Annotated in this window: 20 protein-coding genes; 10 read left to right on the top strand and 10 right to left on the bottom strand. The window is 62.5% G+C overall.

Going from position 1 to position 20677, the window contains the following annotated elements; translation table 11 throughout:
* Positions 1 to 121 precede the first annotated feature (121 nt).
* The gene (locus tag PJE01S_RS04090; RefSeq protein WP_174548511.1) at positions 122 to 679 is read right to left on the bottom strand and encodes a PaaI family thioesterase; all 558 of its coding nucleotides are present in this window, start codon (positions 677 to 679) and stop codon (positions 122 to 124) included.
* A gap of 39 nt (positions 680 to 718) precedes the next feature.
* Here PJE01S_RS04090 and PJE01S_RS04085 point away from each other — a divergent pair, with 39 nt between their 5' ends.
* The 5 genes from PJE01S_RS04085 (at position 719) to PJE01S_RS04065 (ending at position 5630) form a co-directional block, all read left to right on the top strand.
* A complete protein-coding gene (locus PJE01S_RS04085) occupies positions 719 to 1219 on the top strand; it encodes a MarR family winged helix-turn-helix transcriptional regulator (protein ID WP_068831850.1) in 501 nt (166 codons plus the stop codon).
* Positions 1220 to 1277: 58 nt separating this feature from the next.
* Positions 1278 to 2585 carry an MFS transporter gene (locus tag PJE01S_RS04080; protein ID WP_068831849.1) on the top strand — a complete coding sequence of 436 codons (1308 nt, stop codon included), beginning with the start codon at positions 1278 to 1280 and terminating at the stop codon, positions 2583 to 2585.
* Entirely contained in the window at positions 2582 to 3985 is a 1404-nt protein-coding gene (locus PJE01S_RS04075; RefSeq protein ID WP_068831848.1) for an MATE family efflux transporter, read from the top strand. The genes PJE01S_RS04080 and PJE01S_RS04075 overlap by 4 nt, the downstream gene beginning before the upstream one ends.
* Positions 3986 to 4041: 56 nt before the next feature.
* Positions 4042 to 4515 carry a MaoC family dehydratase gene (locus PJE01S_RS04070; protein WP_068831847.1) on the top strand — a complete coding sequence of 158 codons (474 nt, stop codon included), beginning with the start codon at positions 4042 to 4044 and terminating at the stop codon, positions 4513 to 4515.
* A gap of 140 nt (positions 4516 to 4655) precedes the next feature.
* Positions 4656 to 5630 carry a magnesium and cobalt transport protein CorA gene (locus PJE01S_RS04065; protein ID WP_068831846.1) on the top strand — a complete coding sequence of 325 codons (975 nt, stop codon included), beginning with the start codon at positions 4656 to 4658 and terminating at the stop codon, positions 5628 to 5630.
* On the opposite strand, the gene PJE01S_RS04060 is transcribed toward PJE01S_RS04065, so the two are convergent.
* Complete coding sequence (locus tag PJE01S_RS04060; RefSeq protein WP_068831845.1) at positions 5625 to 6302, bottom strand: DNA-3-methyladenine glycosylase I; 678 nt, start codon at positions 6300 to 6302, stop codon at positions 5625 to 5627. The genes PJE01S_RS04065 and PJE01S_RS04060 overlap by 6 nt on opposite strands.
* A 176-nt stretch (positions 6303 to 6478) precedes the next feature.
* Between PJE01S_RS04060 and PJE01S_RS04055 the strand changes: the two genes are divergently transcribed.
* Entirely contained in the window at positions 6479 to 7084 is a 606-nt protein-coding gene (locus PJE01S_RS04055) for a hypothetical protein (RefSeq protein ID WP_068831844.1), read from the top strand.
* Between the two features lie 77 nt (positions 7085 to 7161).
* On the opposite strand, the gene PJE01S_RS04050 is transcribed toward PJE01S_RS04055, so the two are convergent.
* The 8 genes from PJE01S_RS04050 to PJE01S_RS04015 form a co-directional block, all read right to left on the bottom strand.
* A complete protein-coding gene (locus PJE01S_RS04050) occupies positions 7162 to 7986 on the bottom strand; it encodes an SDR family NAD(P)-dependent oxidoreductase (protein ID WP_068831843.1) in 825 nt (274 codons plus the stop codon).
* The gene (locus PJE01S_RS04045) at positions 7983 to 8621 is read right to left on the bottom strand and encodes a 2-dehydro-3-deoxy-6-phosphogalactonate aldolase (protein WP_068831842.1); all 639 of its coding nucleotides are present in this window, start codon (positions 8619 to 8621) and stop codon (positions 7983 to 7985) included. Before PJE01S_RS04045 ends, PJE01S_RS04050 begins: the two co-directional genes overlap by 4 nt.
* Positions 8622 to 8658: 37 nt before the next feature.
* A complete protein-coding gene (locus PJE01S_RS04040; RefSeq protein WP_068831841.1) occupies positions 8659 to 9546 on the bottom strand; it encodes a 2-dehydro-3-deoxygalactonokinase in 888 nt (295 codons plus the stop codon).
* 413 nt (positions 9547 to 9959) lie between these two features.
* A complete protein-coding gene (locus PJE01S_RS04035; protein WP_068831840.1) occupies positions 9960 to 10835 on the bottom strand; it encodes a carbohydrate ABC transporter permease in 876 nt (291 codons plus the stop codon).
* Positions 10832 to 11734, bottom strand: a complete 903-nt coding sequence (locus PJE01S_RS04030) for a carbohydrate ABC transporter permease (RefSeq protein WP_068831839.1) — start codon at positions 11732 to 11734, stop codon at positions 10832 to 10834. The genes PJE01S_RS04035 and PJE01S_RS04030 overlap by 4 nt, the downstream gene beginning before the upstream one ends.
* Before the next feature lie 122 nt (positions 11735 to 11856).
* Positions 11857 to 13176 (bottom strand): ABC transporter substrate-binding protein, encoded by a 1320-nt coding sequence (locus PJE01S_RS04025; RefSeq protein WP_068831838.1) that lies wholly within the window; start codon positions 13174 to 13176, stop codon positions 11857 to 11859.
* Positions 13177 to 13239: 63 nt separating this feature from the next.
* Complete coding sequence (locus PJE01S_RS04020; RefSeq protein WP_068831837.1) at positions 13240 to 14316, bottom strand: ABC transporter ATP-binding protein; 1077 nt, start codon at positions 14314 to 14316, stop codon at positions 13240 to 13242.
* A gap of 239 nt (positions 14317 to 14555) precedes the next feature.
* On the bottom strand, positions 14556 to 16292 hold the full coding sequence (locus tag PJE01S_RS04015; RefSeq protein WP_068831836.1) for an IlvD/Edd family dehydratase: 1737 nt from the start codon (positions 16290 to 16292) through the stop codon (positions 14556 to 14558).
* 132 nt (positions 16293 to 16424) lie between these two features.
* Here PJE01S_RS04015 and PJE01S_RS04010 point away from each other — a divergent pair, with 132 nt between their 5' ends.
* The 4 genes from PJE01S_RS04010 (at position 16425) to PJE01S_RS03995 (ending at position 20608) form a co-directional block, all read left to right on the top strand.
* The gene (locus PJE01S_RS04010; RefSeq protein ID WP_068831835.1) at positions 16425 to 17384 is read left to right on the top strand and encodes a 2-hydroxyacid dehydrogenase; all 960 of its coding nucleotides are present in this window, start codon (positions 16425 to 16427) and stop codon (positions 17382 to 17384) included.
* Positions 17385 to 17478: 94 nt separating this feature from the next.
* Complete coding sequence (locus PJE01S_RS04005) at positions 17479 to 18222, top strand: FadR/GntR family transcriptional regulator (RefSeq protein ID WP_068831834.1); 744 nt, start codon at positions 17479 to 17481, stop codon at positions 18220 to 18222.
* A gap of 49 nt (positions 18223 to 18271) precedes the next feature.
* Entirely contained in the window at positions 18272 to 19657 is a 1386-nt protein-coding gene (locus PJE01S_RS04000) for an ABC transporter substrate-binding protein (protein ID WP_068831833.1), read from the top strand.
* 135 nt (positions 19658 to 19792) lie between these two features.
* Positions 19793 to 20608 carry a carbohydrate ABC transporter permease gene (locus PJE01S_RS03995; protein ID WP_245660585.1) on the top strand — a complete coding sequence of 272 codons (816 nt, stop codon included), beginning with the start codon at positions 19793 to 19795 and terminating at the stop codon, positions 20606 to 20608.
* Positions 20609 to 20677 lie beyond the last annotated feature (69 nt).

Below are 20677 nucleotides of genomic sequence, written 5' to 3'. Positions count from 1 at the left end.
TGACGCTCTTGCGTTTTCACACCGCCTCGCGGCATTGCGGTCACTCAAGCAACCCGCATTGACCGCCTGAGTGGGGTCGATAGCCGCCGCCATGTAGCTTGCTCAGCAACGCTTCGCCAAGCTACCCCCGTGTTGGCACCTCAAACACCAGGCAAGTCGTGGTGGCATGCGCATACAGCTTGCCGTCCGGCCCGACGATGCGGCCCTCGGCCGTGGCCAGCTGCCGGCCGCAGTGGATGACCGTGCCGATGGCGCGCAGCGGCCCGGTCTGGCGCGAGGCGGCCCGCACGATGTTGATGCTCAACTCGGCCGTCGTATAGGCCCTGCCTGCCGGCAACATGGTGTGCACGGCGCAGCCCACGGCTGAATCCAGCAAGGTGGCGTACCAGCCACCGTGCACCGTGCCCAGCGGGTTGTAGTGTTTCAGTTGCGGCGTGCCCTGAAAGATGGCTTTGCCAGGCTCGACCGCTATCAGCGCGAAGTCCAGCGTTTCGGCGATGTGGGGGTAGGGCAGTTCGCCGGCCAGCATGGCCTGCATGATTTCCATGCCGCTCTTGCCCGTCACCTGCTCGGGACGGGCCAGGCCGGGTTTGCCGCCGCCTTGCAACATGCGGGCGCGCACGGCCGCGCTTTGTTCCAGCCATTGAGTCAATGTTTCCTGTGGGGTCATGTTGTTCATTTGATTTGCATATACAACAGTTGTAGTTACAATCAAATTATGCGCGATAAATCCCGTTCCAGCCAGTCCCAGCATGAGGCCGACCTGAAAGCTGAACTGAAAACCCAGGGCTGCACCAACTTCAGGTTACGGCAGCTGATGCGCCGCGTGGCGCATCACTATGACGTTGAAATGGCGAAAGCCGGGCTCAAGACCACGCAGTATTCATTGCTGAGCTATGTCCTCAAACTGGGCCCCTTGCGCCCTGGCGAACTGGCGCAGGGCATGAAGGTCAGCGCCTCCACCCTGACACGCAACCTCAAGCCGCTGGTGGACGCCGGCTGGCTGGAACTGGCTGCCGGCACCGATGCGCGCAGCCGCATGGTGGCCATCACGCCGGCAGGGCGTGCCAAACGCGAGGAAGCCCGCCAGCGCTGGAAGGTAGCCCAGGAAAGCCTGAACCAGCTGCTGGGCGACGGGCGCGTGCTGGCGCTGCATCGCCTGATCAATGAGTCGCTGGAGCTGCTGGCCGGGGACGAACTTGCCGGCCTTGACGACTAGCGCAGTGCAGTTTTTTCAAAAAGTAGTTCAAGGTATTTCCAATTTCACGAGGGCTTCTATGTTTGCGCAACATATCTCCACCTGGCTGCAAAAGCGTGGCATTTATTACGGCTGGGTGATTGCCGCGGTCACGTTTTTGACCATGCTGACCATGTCTGCGGCGTTGGGCCTGCCGGGCGCGATCTTGCAGCCGCTAAGCAAGGAGTTTGGCTGGAGCAATGAGCAGATTTCTTCCGCGCTGGCGTTGCGTTTTGCGCTGTTTGGCCTGATGGGCCCGTTTGCCGCCGTGCTGATGGAGCGCTACGGCCTGCGCCGCGTGATGTGCACCGGTCTGGCCTTGGTCGGCACAGGCATGGCGCTGGCCACGCAGGCCACGCAGTTGTGGCATCTGTTTATCTTGTGGGGCGTGATGCTGGGTGTGGGCACCGGCATGACCGCGCTGGTGCTGGGCGCGGTGGTGGCCAACCGCTGGTTCACCGCGCGGCGCGGGCTGGTCATCGGCGTGCTCACGGCCAGTTCCGCCACCGGGCAGCTGGCGTTTTTGCCGGTTGCTGCCTGGCTGATAGAGCATGCTGGCTGGCGTTATGCGGTGATTCCTCTTTTTATCGGCTGCGTGCTGATTGCCGTGCTGGCGCTGTGCCTGATCAGCAACCGGCCGTCCGACCTGGGCTTGGCTCCGTTGGGTGAGGTTTTTGTGCCCGGCGCCGTGCCGGCAGTGCAGCCGGCCATGAATTTCCGCACGCCGTTTATGGCGCTGCGCGAAGCCTTGGGCAACAAGACCTTCTGGATTTTGTTTGCCACTTTCTTTATTTGCGGCCTGAGCACCAACGGCCTGGTGCAGACGCATTTCATCTCGCTGTGCGGCGACTACGGCATGACGGCCATACCGGCCGCCTCGGTGCTGGCCATGATGGGCGCGTTCGACTTTGCCGGCACCATCATGTCGGGCTGGCTGTCGGACCGTTATGACAACCGCAAGCTGCTGTTCTGGTACTACGGCCTGCGCGGCCTGTCGCTGTTCTGGCTGCCACATTCGACTTTCTCGCTATACGGACTGTCGTTTTTTGCGATGTTTTACGGCCTGGACTGGATTGCCACGGTGCCGCCCACCGTCAAGCTGGCCGGCGCCACCTTTGGCAAGGAGCGAGTAGGCCTGGTGTTTGGCTGGATTTTTGCGGCCCATCAAATCGGCGCAGCCACCGCCGCCTACGGCGCGGGCCTGACGCGCACGCTGCTGTTGACCTACACGCCTGCGCTTTATGCAGCGGGCGCTGCTTGCCTGCTCGCGTCAGCGATTGTGATGCTGATACGCCGGCCCCAGCCCGCGCCCTTTGCCGTTCTTAAACCGGCGGGCAGCGCGCCGTGAACACCATAGACCCGCGCACGCGCCTGCTGTTGGAGGCGCCCATAGGGGCTACCCTGCTGCGCCTGGCCGCGCCCAATGTCCTGGTGATGGTCGCGCAGGCCGCCGCCGGCCTGATCGAAACCTACTTCGTCGGCAAGCTTGGCACCGATGCGCTGGCCGGCATGGCGCTGGTGTTCCCGATTGTGATGTTGATGCAAATGACCTCGGCCGGCGCGATGGGCGGCGGCATCGCCTCATCGATCGCGCGCGCACTGGGGGCTGGGCGGCGCGATGACGCCGATGCGCTGGTGCTGCACGCCATCGTGATTGCGCTGGGCTTTGGCCTGGCGTTTTCGCTGGCGCTGCTGCTTGGCGGCCGCTGGCTGTATGCGCAAATGGGCGGCAGCGGCGCTTCGCTGCAAGCGGCCGTCACCTACTCGCACTGGGTGTTTGCGGGGGCGATGCTGGTGTGGCTGTTCAATTCGCTCGCGGCGGTGATTCGCGGTACCGGCAACATGACGGTGCCGGCCAATGTGACCGTGGTGGGCGTGATCGCGCTGGTGCCGCTGTCGCCGCTGCTGATCTTCGGCTGGGGCCCTGTGCCGGCGCTCGGCATCGCCGGTGGCGCCCTCGCGTTGTTGCTGTACTACCTGGTCGGCACACTGGCGCTCGCGGCCTACCTGTGGTCGGACCGCAGCTTGCTCAAACCCTCGCTGGCGAACGTGAAACTGCGCTGGCTGCTGTTTCGCGACATCCTGCGCATTGGCCTGATTGGCGCCATTTCCACGCTGGCGACCAACCTGTCCATCGGGGTGGCGACCTCGCTTGCCGGCGGCTTCGGGCCTGCAGCCATTGCGGGTTACGGCACGGCCGCGCGGCTTGAATACCTGCTGGTGCCGCTGGTGTTCGGATTGGGCGCGCCTCTGGTGGCGATGGTCGGCACCTGCATGGGCGCGGGCCAGCATGAGCGCGCACTCCGCGCGACCTGGATAGGCGCGGCCATGGCTTTCACGCTGACCGAGGCGATCGGGCTTGCGGCTGCGGCCTTTCCGCGCGCATGGCTTTCGCTGTTCGGCACGGACCCCGCCATGCTGGAGGCTGGAACCCTCTATCTGCGCGCGGTCGGCCCGCTCTATGGGTTTTTCGGGGTTGCGCTGGTGCTGTATTTTGCTTCGCAAGGGGCAGGGCGATTGCTGTGGCCTGTCGCCGGCAACATCGCGCGGCTGGCGGTGGCTGCCATCGGTGGTTGGCTCGCGATCCGCTGGGGTGGTGGTTTGATGCAGGTGTTTGTGGCGCAGGGTGCGGGGCTGGTGGTCTACGGCGTGGTGATCGCCGCCGCCATCGCCGGTGGCGCATGGTTCGGCCGTGTCGGATGGCCCTGCCGCACGGCCACGCTGCTGCGCCGTATCCAGCCCGGTTGATTCAGTTGTCCAAAAGCCGTTGACTTAATGTGTCTTAACCCGCAAGGAAAGCGATCATGAACAGCAGCCTATCTGACGTCAGCGCGGCATCTGCACGTTACCTGGACGACCTCCAGGTGGGTGACCGCTTCACCAGCGCGGAGCATGCGCTTGACGAGGCGCAAATCAAGTCCTTTGCTGCACAGTTCGATCCCCAGCCCTTTCACCTGGACCCTGAAGCGGCCAAGGCCACGCTGTTTGGCGGCCTGGCTGCCAGCGGCTGGCACACAGCGGCCATCACGATGCGCCTGCTGGTGGGCGGCGGCCTGCCGCTTGCGGGCGGGATCATAGGCGCCGGCGGCGAGATCAGCTGGCCCAAACCCACGCGGCCCGGCGATGTGCTGCATGTCGAGACTGAAGTGGTCAGCGTCACGCCCTCACGTTCGCGGCCCGACCGCGGCATGGTGGTGGTGCGCAGCGAAACCCGCAACCAGCATGGCGATGTGCTGCAGCAATCGGTCTACAAGCTGGTGGTGCCGCGCAGGCTCTGAAGCGGTGGCGTGAAAGCCGCCCTTGCCGCCAGCGCGGTCCAGGGCTGCGCTTTCCGATTCCGGGGCGGCGTTTCTGCCATTGCGCCGGAACGCCGCTGTGCCAGAATTCACGCAGGCAGCCAACTTGCGGGAGACATCAGATGCTCATCAATTGCGTGGTCTACCAGAACGGCACCAAGCTGGCCGATATTCCAGTGGGCCAGATCAGCAGCTATATTTCCCGGCCGGAGGCTTTCGTCTGGGTGGCGCTGCGGGACGCTACGCCGGCAGAGCTCGAGGAGATGCAGCACGAGTTCGGCCTGCATGAGCTGGCCGTCGAGGATGCACGGCACGGCCACCAGCGGCCAAAAATCGAGGAGTACGGCGCCTCGCTGTTTTCCGTGCTGCACCTTGTCGAGCCCGTGCCGGACCATCCCGGGGAGCTCACCATTGGCGAGGTCGATGTATTTACCGGCAGCAACTACGTGCTGTCGGTCCGCAACCGCAGCCAGAAAGGGTTTCTGGGCGTGCGCGAGCGCTGCGAGCGGGAGCCCGAACTGCTGCGGCACGGCTCGGGCTTTGTGCTCTACGCGCTGATGGATGCGGTGGTGGACCGCTACTTTCCCATACTCGACGAATTGGAAACCGAGCTGGAAACCATTGAACGGGAGATTTTCACCAAAGGCAGGGCCCGCTCCAACATTGAGCGGCTGTACGACCTCAAGGGCCGCGTGACGATTTTGAAGCACGCAGTGGCTCCCTTGCTGGAAGGGGCGGGCAAGCTGCACGGTGGCCGGGTGCCGCATATCTGTGTCGGCGTGCAGGACTATTTCCGCGATGTGGTCGACCACCTGTCGCGCATCAATGCCCTTATCGACAACATGCGCGACACCATAGGCACGGCCATCCAGGTCAACCTGGCGATGGTGACCATTGAAGAGGGTGAAGTGACCAAGCGCCTGGCGGCCTGGGCCAGTATTTTTGCGGTTTGCACCGCGTTTGCGGGCATCTGGGGCATGAACTTTGAAGGCATGCCGGAACTCAAGTGGCGTTACGGCTATGTGATGGCCCTGGGCCTGATTGTCTTTACCAGCATCTTGCTCTACTGGCGCTTCAGGAAGGCCCGCTGGTTATAAGCGGGGCGGCTTGAAGGCCTTGCGCGCCGCCAGCGCGGCCTGGCGGCTGGCGCAGCCCTCCAGGTGGTCATTGACCAGGCCCATGGCCTGCATGAAGGCATACATGGTGGTCGGTCCGACAAAGGTCCAGCCGCGTTTTTTCAGGTCCTTGGACAGCGCCACGGAGGCCGGTGAGCCTGTCATGGCCTTGAGGGCATCCGGCGTGATGCGCGCGGGCCGGCTGGCGGCATCGGGCTCGAGCCGCCAGACGAAGGCGCCCAGCGAGCCAAATTCACGGCGCAGTTCGATCACGCGCTGGGCGTTGTTGATGGTCGAGGCAATCTTGCCGGCGTGCCGCACAATGCCTGCGTCGCCGACGAGGCGCTTGACGTCGTGCGTGTCAAAGCGGGCCACCTGTTCGGCGTCGAAGTTGGCGAAAGCGCTGCGAAAGGCCTCGCGCTTGTTCAGAATGGTCAGCCAGCTCAGGCCCGCCTGAAAGCCTTCCAGGCAAATTTTTTCGAACAGCCTGCGCTCATCCGCCACCGGGAATCCCCACTCGGTGTCGTGGTAATGACGGTACAGCGGCGTGGCCTGGCACCAGGCGCAGCGGGTGGTTGGCGCATCGTCGGTGAAAAGTCCGTCGGCGGCCGGGGCCGCGCTGGCTTTGGCGCTGGGGGTGGTCTTGGAAGGCATGCGGAATTTTAGGCTTTTAGGCAATAGCCGTGATCAGCGGCAGCTATCGCCCAGAACCACCCGGCCACTGCCTCCTCTCATTGCGCGGGCAGTCAAGGCCTCTGTTGTCAAGCGGTTCAGGGGCTTGCGGTGACTACACTCTAGAGCTGCTCACACCTCCCCGAGAAAACGCAGTCATGGATATCTTTGTTCTGGTGGTTCTTGTCGCCATTGGCGCCCACATGCTCAAGTCGAAATACCAGAGCAGGCGCATCGCCCTGCTGGGCAGCTATCTCAGGAAATACCAGATTGAAAAACTGATGGAAAGCCTGACCGAGGGCTATCTGCGGGCGCTTGGGGAAGGCGATCCCGCGCGTCGTGAACAGATCTGGCGTCTGCTGGAGACCACCGAGACGGCGTTGTGTGATCAACTCAATAGTTTTGTCGCTGAGTTTTCCCGGGTTGAAGAGGCTGACGCGCGCGTGAGCAAACTGGCCTTGGCGATTCCCTATGCCGACAAGCTTTTCCCCAAGGCCACGTTTGACCTGCGCAAGGCTTTGGCCATTCACGCGCAAGGCATCACCAACGCAGCAAAGAACAGCCTCAACAGAACGCCGAAGAGCAAGGCCTTCACCTTGTCTGCCGAGCTATTTTTGCTGCAGCACACCTGCCACTGGTTTTGCAAGTCCAAAACGGTCGCCTCTGCGCGCATGCTGGGCCGTCAGAAAACATCGTATGAACAGCTGGTTGACGCGGTCGCGCCCGATACCCGCCAGGCCTATTGCGCCCTGATTGGCCGTTAAGGGGTTCAGGGTAGGGCCCGCTCTGGGGGGCGAAAGCCGGTCTTGACGGACCCTGATCCTTCTCGGCGGGGCGTGTTCTACACCGGCACGGTGTAGTTCAGCGTCATCCGCCCGCCATCGACCACCACGATCTCGCCGGTGATGTAGCTGGCCGCATCGCTGGCCAGGTAGGCCACGGTGTCGGCGATCTCGGAAGGCTCGCCCAGGCGCTTCATGGGCGTGCGGCTCATGATGCTGGCCTTGGCTTCTTCGCTGGTCAGCACGGCCCTGGCGGCCAGCTCGGTGGCAATGGTGCCGGGCGCCACGGCGTTGACGCGCACGCCCTTGTCGGCCAGCGCCAGTGCCATCACCCGCGTGAGCTGGTTGATGCCGCCCTTGCTGACGTTGTAGCTGGAGATCGTGGGAATGGTCAGCACGGCGTTGACCGAGCTCATGTTGATGATGCTGCCCCGCGAGGCGGACCCGCCTATGCCCTGTCTTGCTTCGGCCCTGGCCATTTCGCGCGCCACGGCCTGGACCACCAAAAAGGCGCCCTTGAGGTTGATGCGCAGGACGGCGTCGAAGTCGGCCTCGGTCACTTCCAGAAAATCGGCCGCCCTGAAAATACCGGCGTTATTCACCAGCACGTCGATGCGGCCATGCACCGCCAGGGTCTGGGCGACCAGCGCATCGACCTGGGCCTTGTCGCCCACATCGCAATGCACGTAAAGGCCGCCGAGCTCATTGGCCAGAGCCGAGCCGCGGGCGTCGTCGATATCGGCAATGACTACCTTGGCGTTTTCACGCGCAAAGCGGCGGATGCAGGCCTCGCCAATGCCCTGGGCGCCGCCGGTGACGATGCAGACGCGATCCGCCAGCCCGAACCAGATGGCGGCAGGATTTTTGGGCGAAATGCTGCTCATGCCCTGATGGTGCCGGTGCAGGATGCTATGAACTTCATAGCGTTTTCGGCCACTTCGGCGGCCGGGGTGCCGGGCTTGTACAGGGCCGATCCGATGCCGAAGCCATTGGCGCCGGCCGCGAAGTAGGGGCGCATGTTGTCCGGGGTGATGCCGCCCACCGGCAGCACCACGGCGTCGGCGGGCAGCACGGCGCGCAGCGCCTTCACCACGGCGGGGGTGATCATTTCCGCGGGGAAAATCTTCAGGCCGGTGGCGCCGGCTTCGAGCGCGCCAAAGGCTTCGCTGGCGGTCATCACGCCGGGCAGGCAGACCAGGCCCAGGCGTGCCGCTTCACGCACGACCGCCGGGTTGAAGTTGGGTGAAACGATCAGCCGGCCGCCCGCGGCCTGCACATTGCGGACGTCTTCAGGTGTCAGCACGGTGCCGGCGCCTATCAGGGCCTGGGGACAGGCGGCCGCCATGGCGGCAATGCTGTCCAGCGGCTGCGGCGAATTCAGCGGGATTTCAATCAGTGTCCAGCCGGTGGACACCAGCGCCTGGCCGACCGGCAGCGCCTCGGCAGGCGTCAGCCCGCGCAGGATGGCGACGAGCGGGATGGTCTGCAGGGCGTGGGCGAGTTTTTGGTGTGCGTTCATGGGGCGGCGTCCAGTTGAGGTTTGGGTGTGTGTGTACTCAGGCGATGGTCAGGGTGTCGGCAATGGCGCGCAAGCCGCGCCAGGTGGCGCCGGCGCCGACGCGCTGAACCGATACGCCCAGTTGCGCCAGGGCCTGCTCGTAGCGGGCCGTCAGGGCTTCGGCGCCCATGACCACCACGGACTCGCCGCGCTGCAGGGTCTGGGCTTTCAGTTCCTCGCCAATGAGCAGTCCGGACAGGTAGCTGGGCAGGGCGTCGGTTGGCAGGCGCTTGAACAATGACAGGGTTCGTGTGCTGAACGCCGTGTTCAGCAGGCCAGGGCCGCGCAGGGCATGGCCCACACCCTGGTCAAAAGCGCTGGCATCCGGCGCCGGGTCGCCTGCCGGAAGCGTGCGGGCCAGAATGGAATGCTGGCGCAGCAGGGCATAGAGCTCGCCGGTCATCCAGGTCGAAAAATCCGTGACCCGGCGATCGATGACGGTGACCCATTTGCTGTGTGTGCCGGGCAGCACCAGCCGGGTGTTGTCCAGGCCCAGCAGCTGCAGGGCGCCGAACACCTGGGTTTCTTCGCCGCGCATCACGTCAGGCACGCCGCCGCTGTCTACGCTCAAGCCCGGCACGATGGCGATGCGGCCAGGCTCCACCCATTCAAGCTGCGCGGCAATGTCGCCAAAACCCGCCGGGCAGGCGCAGTAGGGGGCTTCGCGCCAGCCTTGCTGGCTGCCGGCCATGCCCGAAATCAGGCACAGGGTGCCGGGGGCCATCCAGGCGCCGAAGCAGCTTTCAAAAACGCTGGGGAATTCGCCTGCTGGCACGCTCAGGATGCCGCGTGCAAAGGAGCGCTCTTCAAGCACCTGCCCATCAGATTCGATCAAGGCGCCGCGCAGCGATGAGGTGCCCCAGTCGACGGCTACCAGGCGGCGCATGCGCAAACTCCTTGTCCTGGGTCATGCGGGGCGTTGAGCAGGCCTTCGCGGGTCTGCCTGAACGCCATCATGGCCGCGCCGGGCGCGGCCTTCTCAAATTTCGTGGGTGGCATTGAACTTCCTGAAAACACAGCGGCTTGCGCGTCCCGGAGTCAGTTGCTCCTGGCCGGGACGCGAAGAAAAAACGCGAGGCTTGCCAGGGCAGGCCAGTGCGTTTTTAGATCCCAATGGTACCCGCCGGTGCGGCCAAGGCTGGTACCCGCACCGTACCCGGGCGATGCCATCGGCTTGGTGGTTGTCGCGCGGCACGAATGAGCCGCGTTTGCCCACCAGAAAATCCAGGTCAACACCCTCATTGGCCTGCAGCACATGGTTGATGTAGAGCTTCCAGTAGCCCTTGAAGCTTCACGGTCTTATTCCTTGATCGCACCCGTCATGCCGGAGACATAGTATTCGACGAAGAAGGAATAGACGATGGCTACGGGCAAGGAGCCCAGCAAGGCACCCGCCATCAGCGGACCCCATTGGTAGACGTCGCCCTGCACCAGCTCGGTCACAACGCCGACCGGCAGCGTCTTGATCTCCGACGACGAAATGAAGGTCAGCGCGTAGATGAACTCGTTCCACGACAGCGTGAACGCGAAGATGCCGGCCGAGATCAGCCCCGGCACCGCCAGCGGCAGCACGATCTTGACCAGAATCTGCCAGCGGCTGGCGCCGTCGATCAGCGCGCACTCCTCGAGCTCGAACGGAATCGAACGGAAGTAGCCCATCAGCAGCCAGGTGCAAAACGGAATCAGGAAGGTCGGGTAGGTCAGGATCAGCGCCAAGCGCGTGTCGAACAGACCGAGTTTGAACACCACGTTGGCCAGCGGGATGAACAGAATGGTCGGCGGCACCAGGTAGGCGAGGAAGATCCCCAGCCCGACGTGCTTGGAGCCGCGAAAGCGCAAGCGCTCGATCGCATAGGCGCCGAGCACCGCCGCCGCGAGCGAGAAGGCGGTCGACACGACCGATACCAGTACCGTGTTCCACATCCACGCGGGGTATGAGGTTTCGAACAGCAGCTTGTGGAAGTGCGTCAGGGTCGGTCCAATCACCCAGAAGGGGTTGCCTTCGCGCGAGAGCAGTTCGGCGTCTGGCTTCACCGACGTGATGGCCATCCAGTAGAACGGGAACAGCAGCACGAACAGGAACACGAGCAGCGGCAGATACACCGTGACCGCGCGGCGCGGTACCGATTCCAGAAAGCTCATGCCGCCGGAGTCGGCATCGGTGGTGCTGCTCATTTATCGGCCCCTCCCTGTTGCCAGGCCCGGCGTTGCAAACCGAAGAAGCTGAACATGATGCAAGCGAGCAGGAACGGCACCATCGCGATCGCGATCGCCGCGCCTTCGCCGAGCGCACCGCCATTGATCGCGCGCTGGAATGCGAGGGTCGCCATCAGATGCGTCGCATTCAGCGGGCCACCGCGGGTGATCACGTAGATCAGCTGGAAGTCGGTGAAGGTGAACAGCACCGAGAAGGTCATCACCACCGCGATGATCGGCGTCAAAAGCGGCAGCGTGACATGGTAGAACTGCTGCCATGGTGTGGCACCGTCGATCGCCGACGCTTCGTAGTACGAGGGTGAAATCGTCTGCAGGCCCGCCAGCAGCGTGATCGCGACGAAGGGCACGCCGCGCCAGACGTTGGCAGCGATGACGGCGAAGCGCGCGTTCCACGGCGTGCCGAGGAAGTCGATGTAGTGGTCGATCAGCCCCGTCTTGACCAGCGCCCAGCTGATGATCGAAAACTGCGAGTCGTAGATCCACCAGAAGGCGATCGCCGACAGCGCCGTCGGCACGATGTATGGCAGCAGGATGACGGCACGGAAGAAGGTCTTGAAACGGATGTTGCGGTTCAGCAGGATCGCGAGCCAGAGTCCCAGAAAGAACTTCAGCACCGACGCGACCGTCGTATAGAACAGCGTGTTGAACAAGGCAAGTTGGGTGACACTGTCGCCCAGCAGAAACTTGTAGTTCTCGAGACCGATCCAGCCACCGGGACGTCCGACCTTGGCATCGGTGAAGCCCAGCCAGATGCCCAGTCCGAGCGGATACGTCAGGAACAGCACCAGCAATACCGCAGCCGGGAGCATGAAAATCAAGCCCAGGGCGTTGCGGTTGTTTTGCAGTTTTTGCAGCATGGTGAAGTTCAGTCAGTCCTGCCGTGAAGGGAAAGGCAAGTTATCTTGCAACCCGGACTGGCCGCCCAGCCAGCCTGGGTTGTCGGGTCCTCGGTGGAAGGGGCGTCAACAGGCACGCACCATCAGACCTTGTAATAGCGCTCGGCGCGCTTTTGCGCCCGCTCCGCCGCTTCCTTCGGCGTCTTCGCGCCGCTCGCCGCTTCGGCCACCATGTTGACAACGATGAAGTCGGCCGCCGCGCCCGCCGATGCATAGCCGAGCTTGCCGGCGTAGCCGGCCGGCCGCATGTTCTTGACCGCATCGCGGTACGGCGTGTTCTTCGGGTCCGAGGTCCAGACGGCGCCCTTCGCGTAGGCCGCCAGCGGCGGCGCGACATAGCCCCCGCAGCCCGTTTGCCAGGGGTCGTACTGTTCCTGCTCCATCATGAAGCGCAGGAACTCTTTGGCCGCCTTCGGATACTTGGTGTACTTCATGATCATCTGGTTGAAGAACAGCTGCGACTCGGTCGGCACGCCGACCGGGCCGATCGGGTACGTCGCGTGCTGGATGTCGAGCGCGATCTCCTTCAACTTCGGGTCGGGCGAATTCTTCGCCGCGTAGTAGATCGAAATGCCGTTGTTGGTGACGCTGATCTGTCCGTCCAGGAAGGCCTTGTTGTTGTTCGGATCGAGCCACGACAAGGTGCCGGGGATGAAGTTGGCGTACAGCTCCTTGCCGTACTCGAGCGCCTTGATCGTCTCGGGGCTGTCAATGACGACCTTGTTGTTGGTGTCGACGAGCTTGCCGCCGAAGGCCCATATCAGCCAGTTGCACCACAGGCCGTCGCCAGTTGCGTTGCCCAGCGCCATGCCGCCGGGCGTGCCCTTTTCCTTCAGCGCCTTCATCATCTTCAGGAAGCCGTCGGTATCTTTCGGAAAGCTGTCGAAGCCCGCCGCCTTCAACATGCTCTCGCGGTAGACCATCATCGAGCCGGCTGCGCCGAGCGGAACACCTATCCACTTCTTGCCGTCGGGGCGCAGGAAGGCGTTACACACCGGATACCAGCCGCCGTATTTCTTGCCGAGGTATTCGCATAGGTCGGTCACATCGAGCAACTTCTCGGGGTACAGGTTGGCGTCGTCGTTGGTCGACAGGATGATGTCGGGGCCGGCGCCGGTGTTGGCGGCGACCGCGGCTTTCGGGCGCACGTCTTCCCAGCCTTCCCTGTCGACGCGTACCTCAATCCCGGTCTTGTCGATGAACTTCTTGACGTTGGCCATGTAGGCGTCGATGTCGCCCTGCACGAACTGGCTCCAGCGCAGCACCCGCAACTTGGCGCCTTTTTCGGGCTGGTTGCTCCACTGGGCCTGGGCCGCTGTGGGCCAGAGCATGGGCGCGACCGCGGCGGCACCGGCGGCTGCCGATGTTTTCTTGAGGAATTTGCGACGATTGAAACCGGACATGGATGTCTCCTTCAGTTTGGGTCAAGCAACAAAAACCGGGCGCCGCTTGGCGCAGTCAAGCACTCAGCCTGCCAAGCGCATTCCGCTGGCAGCATCAAACAAATGGGCGCGGGCGGGGTCGGGTCGCAGGCGGATGGTTTCACCGGGCTTGAACGCATGGCGCTCACGAAACACGCTGGTGACCTCGACGCCGGCGATCTTGGTGAAGATCTGGGTGTCGGCTCCCGTGGGCTCGACCACCAGCACTACGGTCGCAACGCCGTCACCCGCATCGGCCAGATCGATGTGTTCGGGCCGTGTGCCGTAAATTACTTTTTGGCCGTCCTGGCCGCCCGCATGGATCGGCGCCGGCAGCGACAGGCCGTCACGGAACTCCACGGTGGCGGCGCCGGCGCTGCGCTTGAGCACACCAGGCAGGAAATTCATGGCCGGCGAGCCGATGAAACCTGCCACAAACCGGTTGACCGGACGGTCGTACAACTCCAGCGGCGAGCCGGTCTGTTCGACGATGCCATCGCGCATCACGACAATCTTGTCGGCCATGGTCATGGCCTCGATCTGGTCGTGCGTCACATAGATAGAGGTTGTTTCGAGGCGCTGGTGCAGTTCCTTGATTTCGGTGCGCATCTGCACCCGCAACTGGGCGTCAAGGTTGGACAAGGGTTCGTCGAACAGGAACACCTGGGGGTCTCGCACGATGGCGCGTCCCATGGCCACGCGCTGGCGCTGTCCACCGGACAGCTGGCGCGGGAAGCGATCGAGCAGATCGACCAGGCCCAGGATGTCGGCGGCCTTCATGACCCGCTCATCGGCCATGGCCTTGGACTGCTTGGCCAGCATCAGGCTGAAGGCCAGGTTGTTGCGCACGGTCATGTGCGGGTAGAGCGCGTAGTTCTGGAACACCATTGCGATGTCCCGCTCCTTGGGCATCATGTTGTTCACCACTTTGCCGCCGATGAGGATTTCTCCACCGCCTATTTCTTCAAGGCCCGCAATCATGCGCAGCAGGGTGGATTTGCCGCAGCCTGACGGGCCCACGAGCACGGTGAACTGGCCGTCCTCAATGTCGATGTTCACGCCGCGAATGACATGGGTTGCGCCAAAATATTTTTCGACCCCCCTGATTTGAACGGCAGCCATGGTCTCCTTGAGGTTGCTTTTTTGAATCTGAAACTTTGTAGCATGAAAGAATCAGACTGTCATCAGCATCAACCAACGTGTCAGCCGTACATGTCTCATCCGGTTTTTGGAGTGGCGATCCAGGACATGTCCATGATCCCGGCCGCGTTCCATGCGGGGCAGCCGGAAGATGAGACCCGAAAAAGCTTTAGGGACTGAAGCCGGGCATTGCGCACTGATTTCTTGGTCATGAAAAACTGTCAGTGGTTGTCGCGCGGTACAAACGAGCCGCGTTTGCCTACCAGAAAATCAAGATCGACCCCTTCGTCGGCCTGCAGCACATGGTCCACATAGAGCTTCCAGTAGCCGCTGTCCAGCGGCGGCGCTGGCGCCTTCCAGTTCGCCAGTCGTTTGGCGAGTTCCTCGTCGCTGATCAGCAGTTGCAGCCGGCGCGCGGGCACGTTGAGCTCGATCATGTCGCCGTTCTGGACCACGGCCAGCGGGCCGCCGGCCGCGGCTTCGGGCGCGGTGTGCAGCACCACCGTGCCGTAGGCCGTGCCGCTCATGCGCGCATCGCTGATGCGCACCATGTCGGTGATGCCCTTGCGCAGGATCTTGGGCGGCAGCGGCATGTTGCCGACCTCGGCCATGCCGGGGTAGCCCTTGGGGCCGCAGTTCTTGAGCACCAGGATGCAGGTTTCGTCCACGTCCAGGTTGTCGTCGTCGATGCGCGCATGGAAGTCGTCGCTGTTCTCGAACACCACGGCGCGGCCGGTGTGCACCATGAGTTCGGGCGTGGCGGCGCTGGGCTTGATGACGGCGCCGCGCGGCGCGAGGTTGCCGCGCAGGATGGCGATGCCGGCCTTCTCCTTGAAGGGTTCGGCAAAGCTCTTGATCACGCGCGGGTCGTAGTTCTGCGCGTCGGCAATGTTCTCGGCCACGGTCTTGCCGCTGGCGGTGACGATGTCCCGGTGCAGCAGGTGCTGGATTTCCTTCATCACCACGGGCAGGCCGCCGGCGTAGCAGAAATCCTCCATCAGGTGCTGGCCCGAAGGCTGCAGGTTCACGAGACAAGGCAGTTCGCTGGCCAGCCGGTCGAAGTCATCGATGCTGAGCTGGACGCCGAGGCGGCCCGCGATCGCGATCAGGTGGATCACCGCATTGGTCGAACCGCCGATCGCGGCCAGGGTTCGGATGGCGTTCTCGAAGGCCTCGCGCGTGAGGATGCTGGAAATTTTCTGGTCGCTGTGGACCATCTCGACGATGCGCCGGCCCGCGTTGCGCGCCAGCACATTGCGGCGGCCATCGACGGCCGGGTAGGCGGCATTGCCCGGCAGGCCTATGCCCAGCGCCTCGACCATGCTGGCCATGGTGCTGGCCGTTCCCATGGTCATGCAGTGGCCGTGGCTGCGGTGCATGCAGCTTTCGGCCTCGAAAAAGTCAGCGAGTTTAAGCGTGCCGGCGCGCACCTGCTCGCTCATGCTCCACACGCCCGTGCCCGAGCCGAGTTCCTGGCCGCGCCACTTGCCGTTGAGCATGGGGCCGCCGGACACGCCGATGGTCGGCAGATCGACGCTGGACGCGCCCATCAAGAGCGAAGGGGTGGTCTTGTCGCAGCCCATCAGCAGCACCACGCCGTCGATCGGGTTGCCGCGGATGCTTTCTTCCACATCCATGCTGGCGAGGTTGCGGTACAGCATGGCGGTTGGTCGCAGCAGGGTTTCGCCCAGCGACATGACGGGGAACTCGAGCGGAAAGCCGCCGGCCTCGTAGACGCCGATCTTGACCTGTTCGGCCAGCGTGCGGAAATGGCTGTTGCACGGCGTCAGCTCGCTGAAGGTGTTGCAGATGCCGATAACCGGCCGGCCGTCGAACTGGTCGTGTGGAACCCCTTTGCCCTTGACCCAGCTGCGGTAGGCAAAGCCGTCGCGGTCCTGGCGGCCGAACCATTGCTGGCTGCGAAGTTCTTCGGGTTTCTTTTTGGGTGGTGAGCTCATGGTCTTTGGGGTGTTGAAGGAAAAGGAAGGAAGGGAAGTCGAGCTTGCGGAATTTTTTCAATCATATTATGGTAAGACAATAATGCTTGATTACAGGCACTTCTGCAAGTCCGTCGATATGAGGAGAATCCCTTGTTAAAACCCGAAGTCCTGGTGGTCGCCAAACTGCCGCCATTCCTGATGGAGCCGCTGCAGCAGGCCTATACCGTGCACGACCGCATTCATGAAACCGACGCTGCGGCGTTTGCAAAGGCCGCGCCACGAATCCGTGCGATAGCCGGCGGCGGCGAGTCCAAGGTTCCGCGCGCCTTGATGGACCAGTTGCCGGCGCTGGAAATGATTTCGGTCATGGGCGTAGGCTACGACGGCATCGACGTGGCGGCCGCCATGGAGCGGCGGGTGCCGGTGACGCACACGCCCGGTGTGCTGAATGACGATGTCGCCGATCTGGCCATCGGACTGATGCTTTCGGTGGCGCGCCGCATTCCACAGGCTGACCAGTATGTGCGTGCAGGCCAGTGGCTCAACGGACCGATGCCGCTGGCGCGCAAGGTGTCAGGTGCGCGACTGGGCATCGTCGGGCTGGGTCGCATAGGGCAGGCGATCGCGGATCGGGCCCGGGCGTTTGGCATGTCGATTGCGTACACCACGCGCCATCAAAAGCCGGAGGTGTCTTACCGCTACTATCCGAGTGCGCAAGCGCTGGCCGCTGAAGTGGATTTTCTGGTGCTGATCACGCCCGGTGGCGCGGGCACCCGCAAGCTGGTCAATGCCGACGTGCTCAAGGCGCTGGGGCCGCAGGGCTATCTGATCAACGTGGCGCGGGGCTCCGTGGTGGATGAGTCTGCGCTGGTCGAGGCGCTGCAAAACGGCGTGATCGCTGGCGCCGGCCTGGATGTGTTCGAGAACGAGCCCAATGTGCCGGCAGCGCTACGGGGCATGGACAACGTGGTGTTGACGCCGCACATGGCCAGCGGCACGCGGCAGACCCGCCAGGCCATGGCCGATCTGGCGGTGGCCAATCTGCACGCCCATTTCGCCGGTCAGCCGCTGCCGAGCCCGGTCCCGGAATGTCGGTCAATCAGCGCGTAGCAAGAGCACCCCGGATGTACCTTGACTTCGGGTTTTCCTTAGCAAATCTGTTTTTCAATCATCATATGATAGTAATCAAAATCGACACCCAATCATGATCAAGAACGTCCATGGCAACACGGTAGATCTGCTCGGCGAGGCCATCGTTTCGGGTCGTTATGCCGTGGGTGGGTCGATTCCCTCCGAATCGATGCTGTGTGAGGAACTGGGTGTTAGCCGTACGGTGGTGCGCGAGTCCGTCAAGTCGCTGGTCGCCAAGGGCCTGATCGTCACCGGTCCCAAGGTGGGAACCCGGGTGCTGACGGAGGACCAGTGGAACTGGTTTGACCCGGATGTGATTACCTGGCAGGCCAAGGCTGGCTTCACGCCCGAGTTTGTACGTGACTTGCAAGACCTGCGCCGGGTGGTTGAGCCTGCGGCCGTGAGGTTGGCTGCGGTACGGGCCACGGCCGACGACATCGCGGCCATCGAGGCGGCTTATGCGGGCATGAAGCATGCGATCGAAAAGGGTGGCGATTACGTGACTTTCGATCTTCGCTTCCACCAGGGTCTGTTGCACGCCGCGCAAAACCGGATGCTGGTGCAGATGAGCAAGGCGCTGAATGCGCTGCTGCGCACCAGCTTCGAGATTTCAACCGCCAAGAAAGACGGCCCGAAGTCGTCGCTGCCGTTGCATCGGGCCGTGCTTGATGCGGTGATCGCGCGTGATCCTGCGCGGGCTGAAAAAGCCATTCTGATACTGATTGATGGCGCGCACAAGGATATCGAGCAGGTGCTCGGTTCGCGTCGCCGCCTGCCCCGCTTGAGCCGGCCCGCGCGGCCGATCAAGGTGACCTGAGTTTTCCGTCAGTCCTTTCATAACCACCCAGCACAGGAGACAGCGTCAAATGAAACTCAAGACAATTCTTGCAACCGCGATGATCGCGACCGGCCTGATTTCGGCCGGCAACGCGGTCGCGCAGGAAAAGCTCACCGTCTGGTGGGTCAAGGGCTTTTACAAAGCTGAAGACGAAGCGCTGTTTGATGTGATCAAAAAGTTCGAAGCCAAAACCAAGACAAAGGTTGAGCTCTCGCAATATCCGATTCAGGACATGATTCCAAAGACCGTGGCGGCGCTGGATTCCAAGAATCCGCCTGATGTGGCTTATGCCGACGTGTATGACTTTCAGGTCACCGCCAAGTGGGCTTACGACGGCAAGCTGGAAGACCTGAGCGATGTGCTGGTGCCCTTGAAGGCCAACTTCACACCCAACACGCTTGAGACCACCTACCTGTACAACGATGTTGCCAAGAAGCGCGCCTACTACGCGTTCCCGATGAAGCAGCAGACCATGCATATCCAGTACTGGAAAGACATGCTTGCCGAGGCGGGTCTGAAGGAGTCGGACATCCCTACCAAGTGGGCTGACTATTGGTCCTTCTGGTGCGACAAGGCGCAGCCTGCGCACCGCAAAGCCACCGGCAACCGCACCTTCGGTATCGGCCAGCCCCTGGGCGTGGACTCATCCGACTCGTTCTATTCTTTCCTGACTTTTGCCGACGCCTACAACGTCAAGATGGTGGACAACAACGGCAAGCTGCTGCTGGACGATCCTAAAAACCGTGCCGGCCTGATCTCCGCCATGAAGGACTACACCAGTGTCTACGCCAAGGGCTGCACGCCGCCGTCTTCCACCAGCTGGAAGGACCCGGACAACAACGTGGCGTTTCACAACCGCACCACCATCATGACGCACAACGCCACGATCTCGATCGCCGCCAAGTGGCTGGATGATGCCAACAACACGTCGCTCAGCGCCGAAGACCGCGCCAAGGGCAAGAAGGCCTACTACGAAAACATTGCGACGGCAGGCTTTCCGAACAAGCCCGATGGCAGCAAGATGGTGTACCGCACGGCGGTGAAGACCGGCGTGGTGTTCGCCGACTCCAAGAACAAGGCGCGCGCCAAGGAGTTCGTGCAGTTCTTCATGAACGAGATCAACTTGACACCGTATGTGGAGGGCTCTCTGGGCCGCTGGTTCCCGGTGACCAAGGTGGGCCAGGCCAGCGATTTCTGGAAAGCTGACGTGCACCGCAAGGCCGTACACGCCCAGTATGCGGCCGGCACCGTGCCGTTTGAGTTCACCAAGAACTACAAGTTCACCGTGCTCAATAACGAGAATGTCTGGGCGAAGGCCATGAACCGCATCATCAACGAGAAAGTACCCGTTGACAAAGCGGTGGACGAAATGATCGCCCGTATCAAGACGGTGGCTGAACCAGGCAAACCATAGGGAGTCGCACAAGTCACCCCGGCCCGTCTGGGGTGACCCATCTTCTTCGGTTAGATATCTTTTGTATTGCAGGACTTTATGAGCACAATGACTATCCCTGTGCAGCAAGCTGTGCCTGGCCCTGTCCGGAAAGGCATGAGTTCATGGGAATTCTGGGGATTGGTACTGGTAGTGCCTTACCTCCTTGTCTTCCTGATTTTTGTGCTGTATCCGGTTGGCTATGGCTTATGGCTGGCGCGCCACCCAGCGAGTTACGTCGCATTGTTTGACGATCCGGTATTTTTTCGCACCGTCATCAACACCATTATTTTTCTGGTGGTTGGCATCAACATCAAGATGGCAGTTGCCTTGCTGCTTTCCGGGTTTTTTGTACAGGCCCGCACCTGGATCAAATGGCTCTCGCTGCTGTTCATCATCCCCTGGGCGGTGCCTTCCATTCCCACCATCCTGTCGGTGCGCTTCATGCTCAACCCCGAGTGGGGCGTGATTAACACCGTGATCTTCAAGCTCACCGGCATCGATGGTCCCAACTGGCTCAACGACCCCACCCTGGCGCTGATGTTCTCGATACTCATGCACATCTGGAAGTCGCTGCCGTTCTGGACCCTGATTCTGGTCTCAGCCCGCATGTCCATTCCTGCCGAGCAGTATGAAGCCGCTTCGGTGGACGGCGCCAGCAACTGGCAAAAATTCAAATTCATCACCTGGCCGTCGATGCGCACCATCTACCTCACTTCCAGCATCCTGTCGATGATCTGGACACTGGGCGACTTCAACAGCGTGTACCTGCTCACAGGCGGTGGCCCGGCCGACTTGACGCATGTGCTGGCCACGCTGGGCATTCGCTATCTGCGGCTTGACCAGGTTGACCTGGCCATGGCGTCCATCGTGGTGGCGATGCCCCTGGTGCTGCCGCTGGTGTACTTCATGATGAAACGGCTCTCGAAATGAACCCCCACGCTCACATTCGTTCGCTGCCCCCCGAGGGGGCCATCGCCATCCCAGAGGCGGCTCGTCGGA

The organism is Polaromonas jejuensis NBRC 106434 (assembly GCF_001598235.1).
Taxonomy (GTDB): domain Bacteria; phylum Pseudomonadota; class Gammaproteobacteria; order Burkholderiales; family Burkholderiaceae_C; genus Polaromonas; species Polaromonas jejuensis.
Note: the sequence above shows the minus strand (reverse complement) of the source record. Positions and strands in the feature narration are given on the sequence as shown.

What these genes read in the sequence shown, in the direction of transcription:
- PJE01S_RS04090 (WP_174548511.1), bottom strand. Translation starts at nt 679, where the DNA reads ATGAACAACATGACCCCACAGGAAACATTGACTCAATGGCTGGAACAA.
- PJE01S_RS04085 (WP_068831850.1), top strand. Translation starts at nt 719, where the DNA reads ATGCGCGATAAATCCCGTTCCAGCCAGTCCCAGCATGAGGCCGACCTG.
- PJE01S_RS04080 (WP_068831849.1), top strand. Translation starts at nt 1,278, where the DNA reads ATGTTTGCGCAACATATCTCCACCTGGCTGCAAAAGCGTGGCATTTAT.
- PJE01S_RS04070 (WP_068831847.1), top strand. Translation starts at nt 4,042, where the DNA reads ATGAACAGCAGCCTATCTGACGTCAGCGCGGCATCTGCACGTTACCTG.
- PJE01S_RS04065 (WP_068831846.1), top strand. Translation starts at nt 4,656, where the DNA reads ATGCTCATCAATTGCGTGGTCTACCAGAACGGCACCAAGCTGGCCGAT.
- PJE01S_RS04060 (WP_068831845.1), bottom strand. Translation starts at nt 6,302, where the DNA reads ATGCCTTCCAAGACCACCCCCAGCGCCAAAGCCAGCGCGGCCCCGGCC.
- PJE01S_RS04055 (WP_068831844.1), top strand. Translation starts at nt 6,479, where the DNA reads ATGGATATCTTTGTTCTGGTGGTTCTTGTCGCCATTGGCGCCCACATG.
- PJE01S_RS04050 (WP_068831843.1), bottom strand. Translation starts at nt 7,986, where the DNA reads ATGAGCAGCATTTCGCCCAAAAATCCTGCCGCCATCTGGTTCGGGCTG.
- PJE01S_RS04045 (WP_068831842.1), bottom strand. Translation starts at nt 8,621, where the DNA reads ATGAACGCACACCAAAAACTCGCCCACGCCCTGCAGACCATCCCGCTC.
- PJE01S_RS04040 (WP_068831841.1), bottom strand. Translation starts at nt 9,546, where the DNA reads ATGCGCCGCCTGGTAGCCGTCGACTGGGGCACCTCATCGCTGCGCGGC.
- PJE01S_RS04035 (WP_068831840.1), bottom strand. Translation starts at nt 10,835, where the DNA reads ATGAGCAGCACCACCGATGCCGACTCCGGCGGCATGAGCTTTCTGGAA.
- PJE01S_RS04030 (WP_068831839.1), bottom strand. Translation starts at nt 11,734, where the DNA reads ATGCTGCAAAAACTGCAAAACAACCGCAACGCCCTGGGCTTGATTTTC.
- PJE01S_RS04025 (WP_068831838.1), bottom strand. Translation starts at nt 13,176, where the DNA reads ATGTCCGGTTTCAATCGTCGCAAATTCCTCAAGAAAACATCGGCAGCC.
- PJE01S_RS04020 (WP_068831837.1), bottom strand. Translation starts at nt 14,316, where the DNA reads ATGGCTGCCGTTCAAATCAGGGGGGTCGAAAAATATTTTGGCGCAACC.
- PJE01S_RS04015 (WP_068831836.1), bottom strand. Translation starts at nt 16,292, where the DNA reads ATGAGCTCACCACCCAAAAAGAAACCCGAAGAACTTCGCAGCCAGCAA.
- PJE01S_RS04005 (WP_068831834.1), top strand. Translation starts at nt 17,479, where the DNA reads ATGATCAAGAACGTCCATGGCAACACGGTAGATCTGCTCGGCGAGGCC.
- PJE01S_RS04000 (WP_068831833.1), top strand. Translation starts at nt 18,272, where the DNA reads ATGAAACTCAAGACAATTCTTGCAACCGCGATGATCGCGACCGGCCTG.
- PJE01S_RS03995 (WP_245660585.1), top strand. Translation starts at nt 19,793, where the DNA reads ATGAGTTCATGGGAATTCTGGGGATTGGTACTGGTAGTGCCTTACCTC.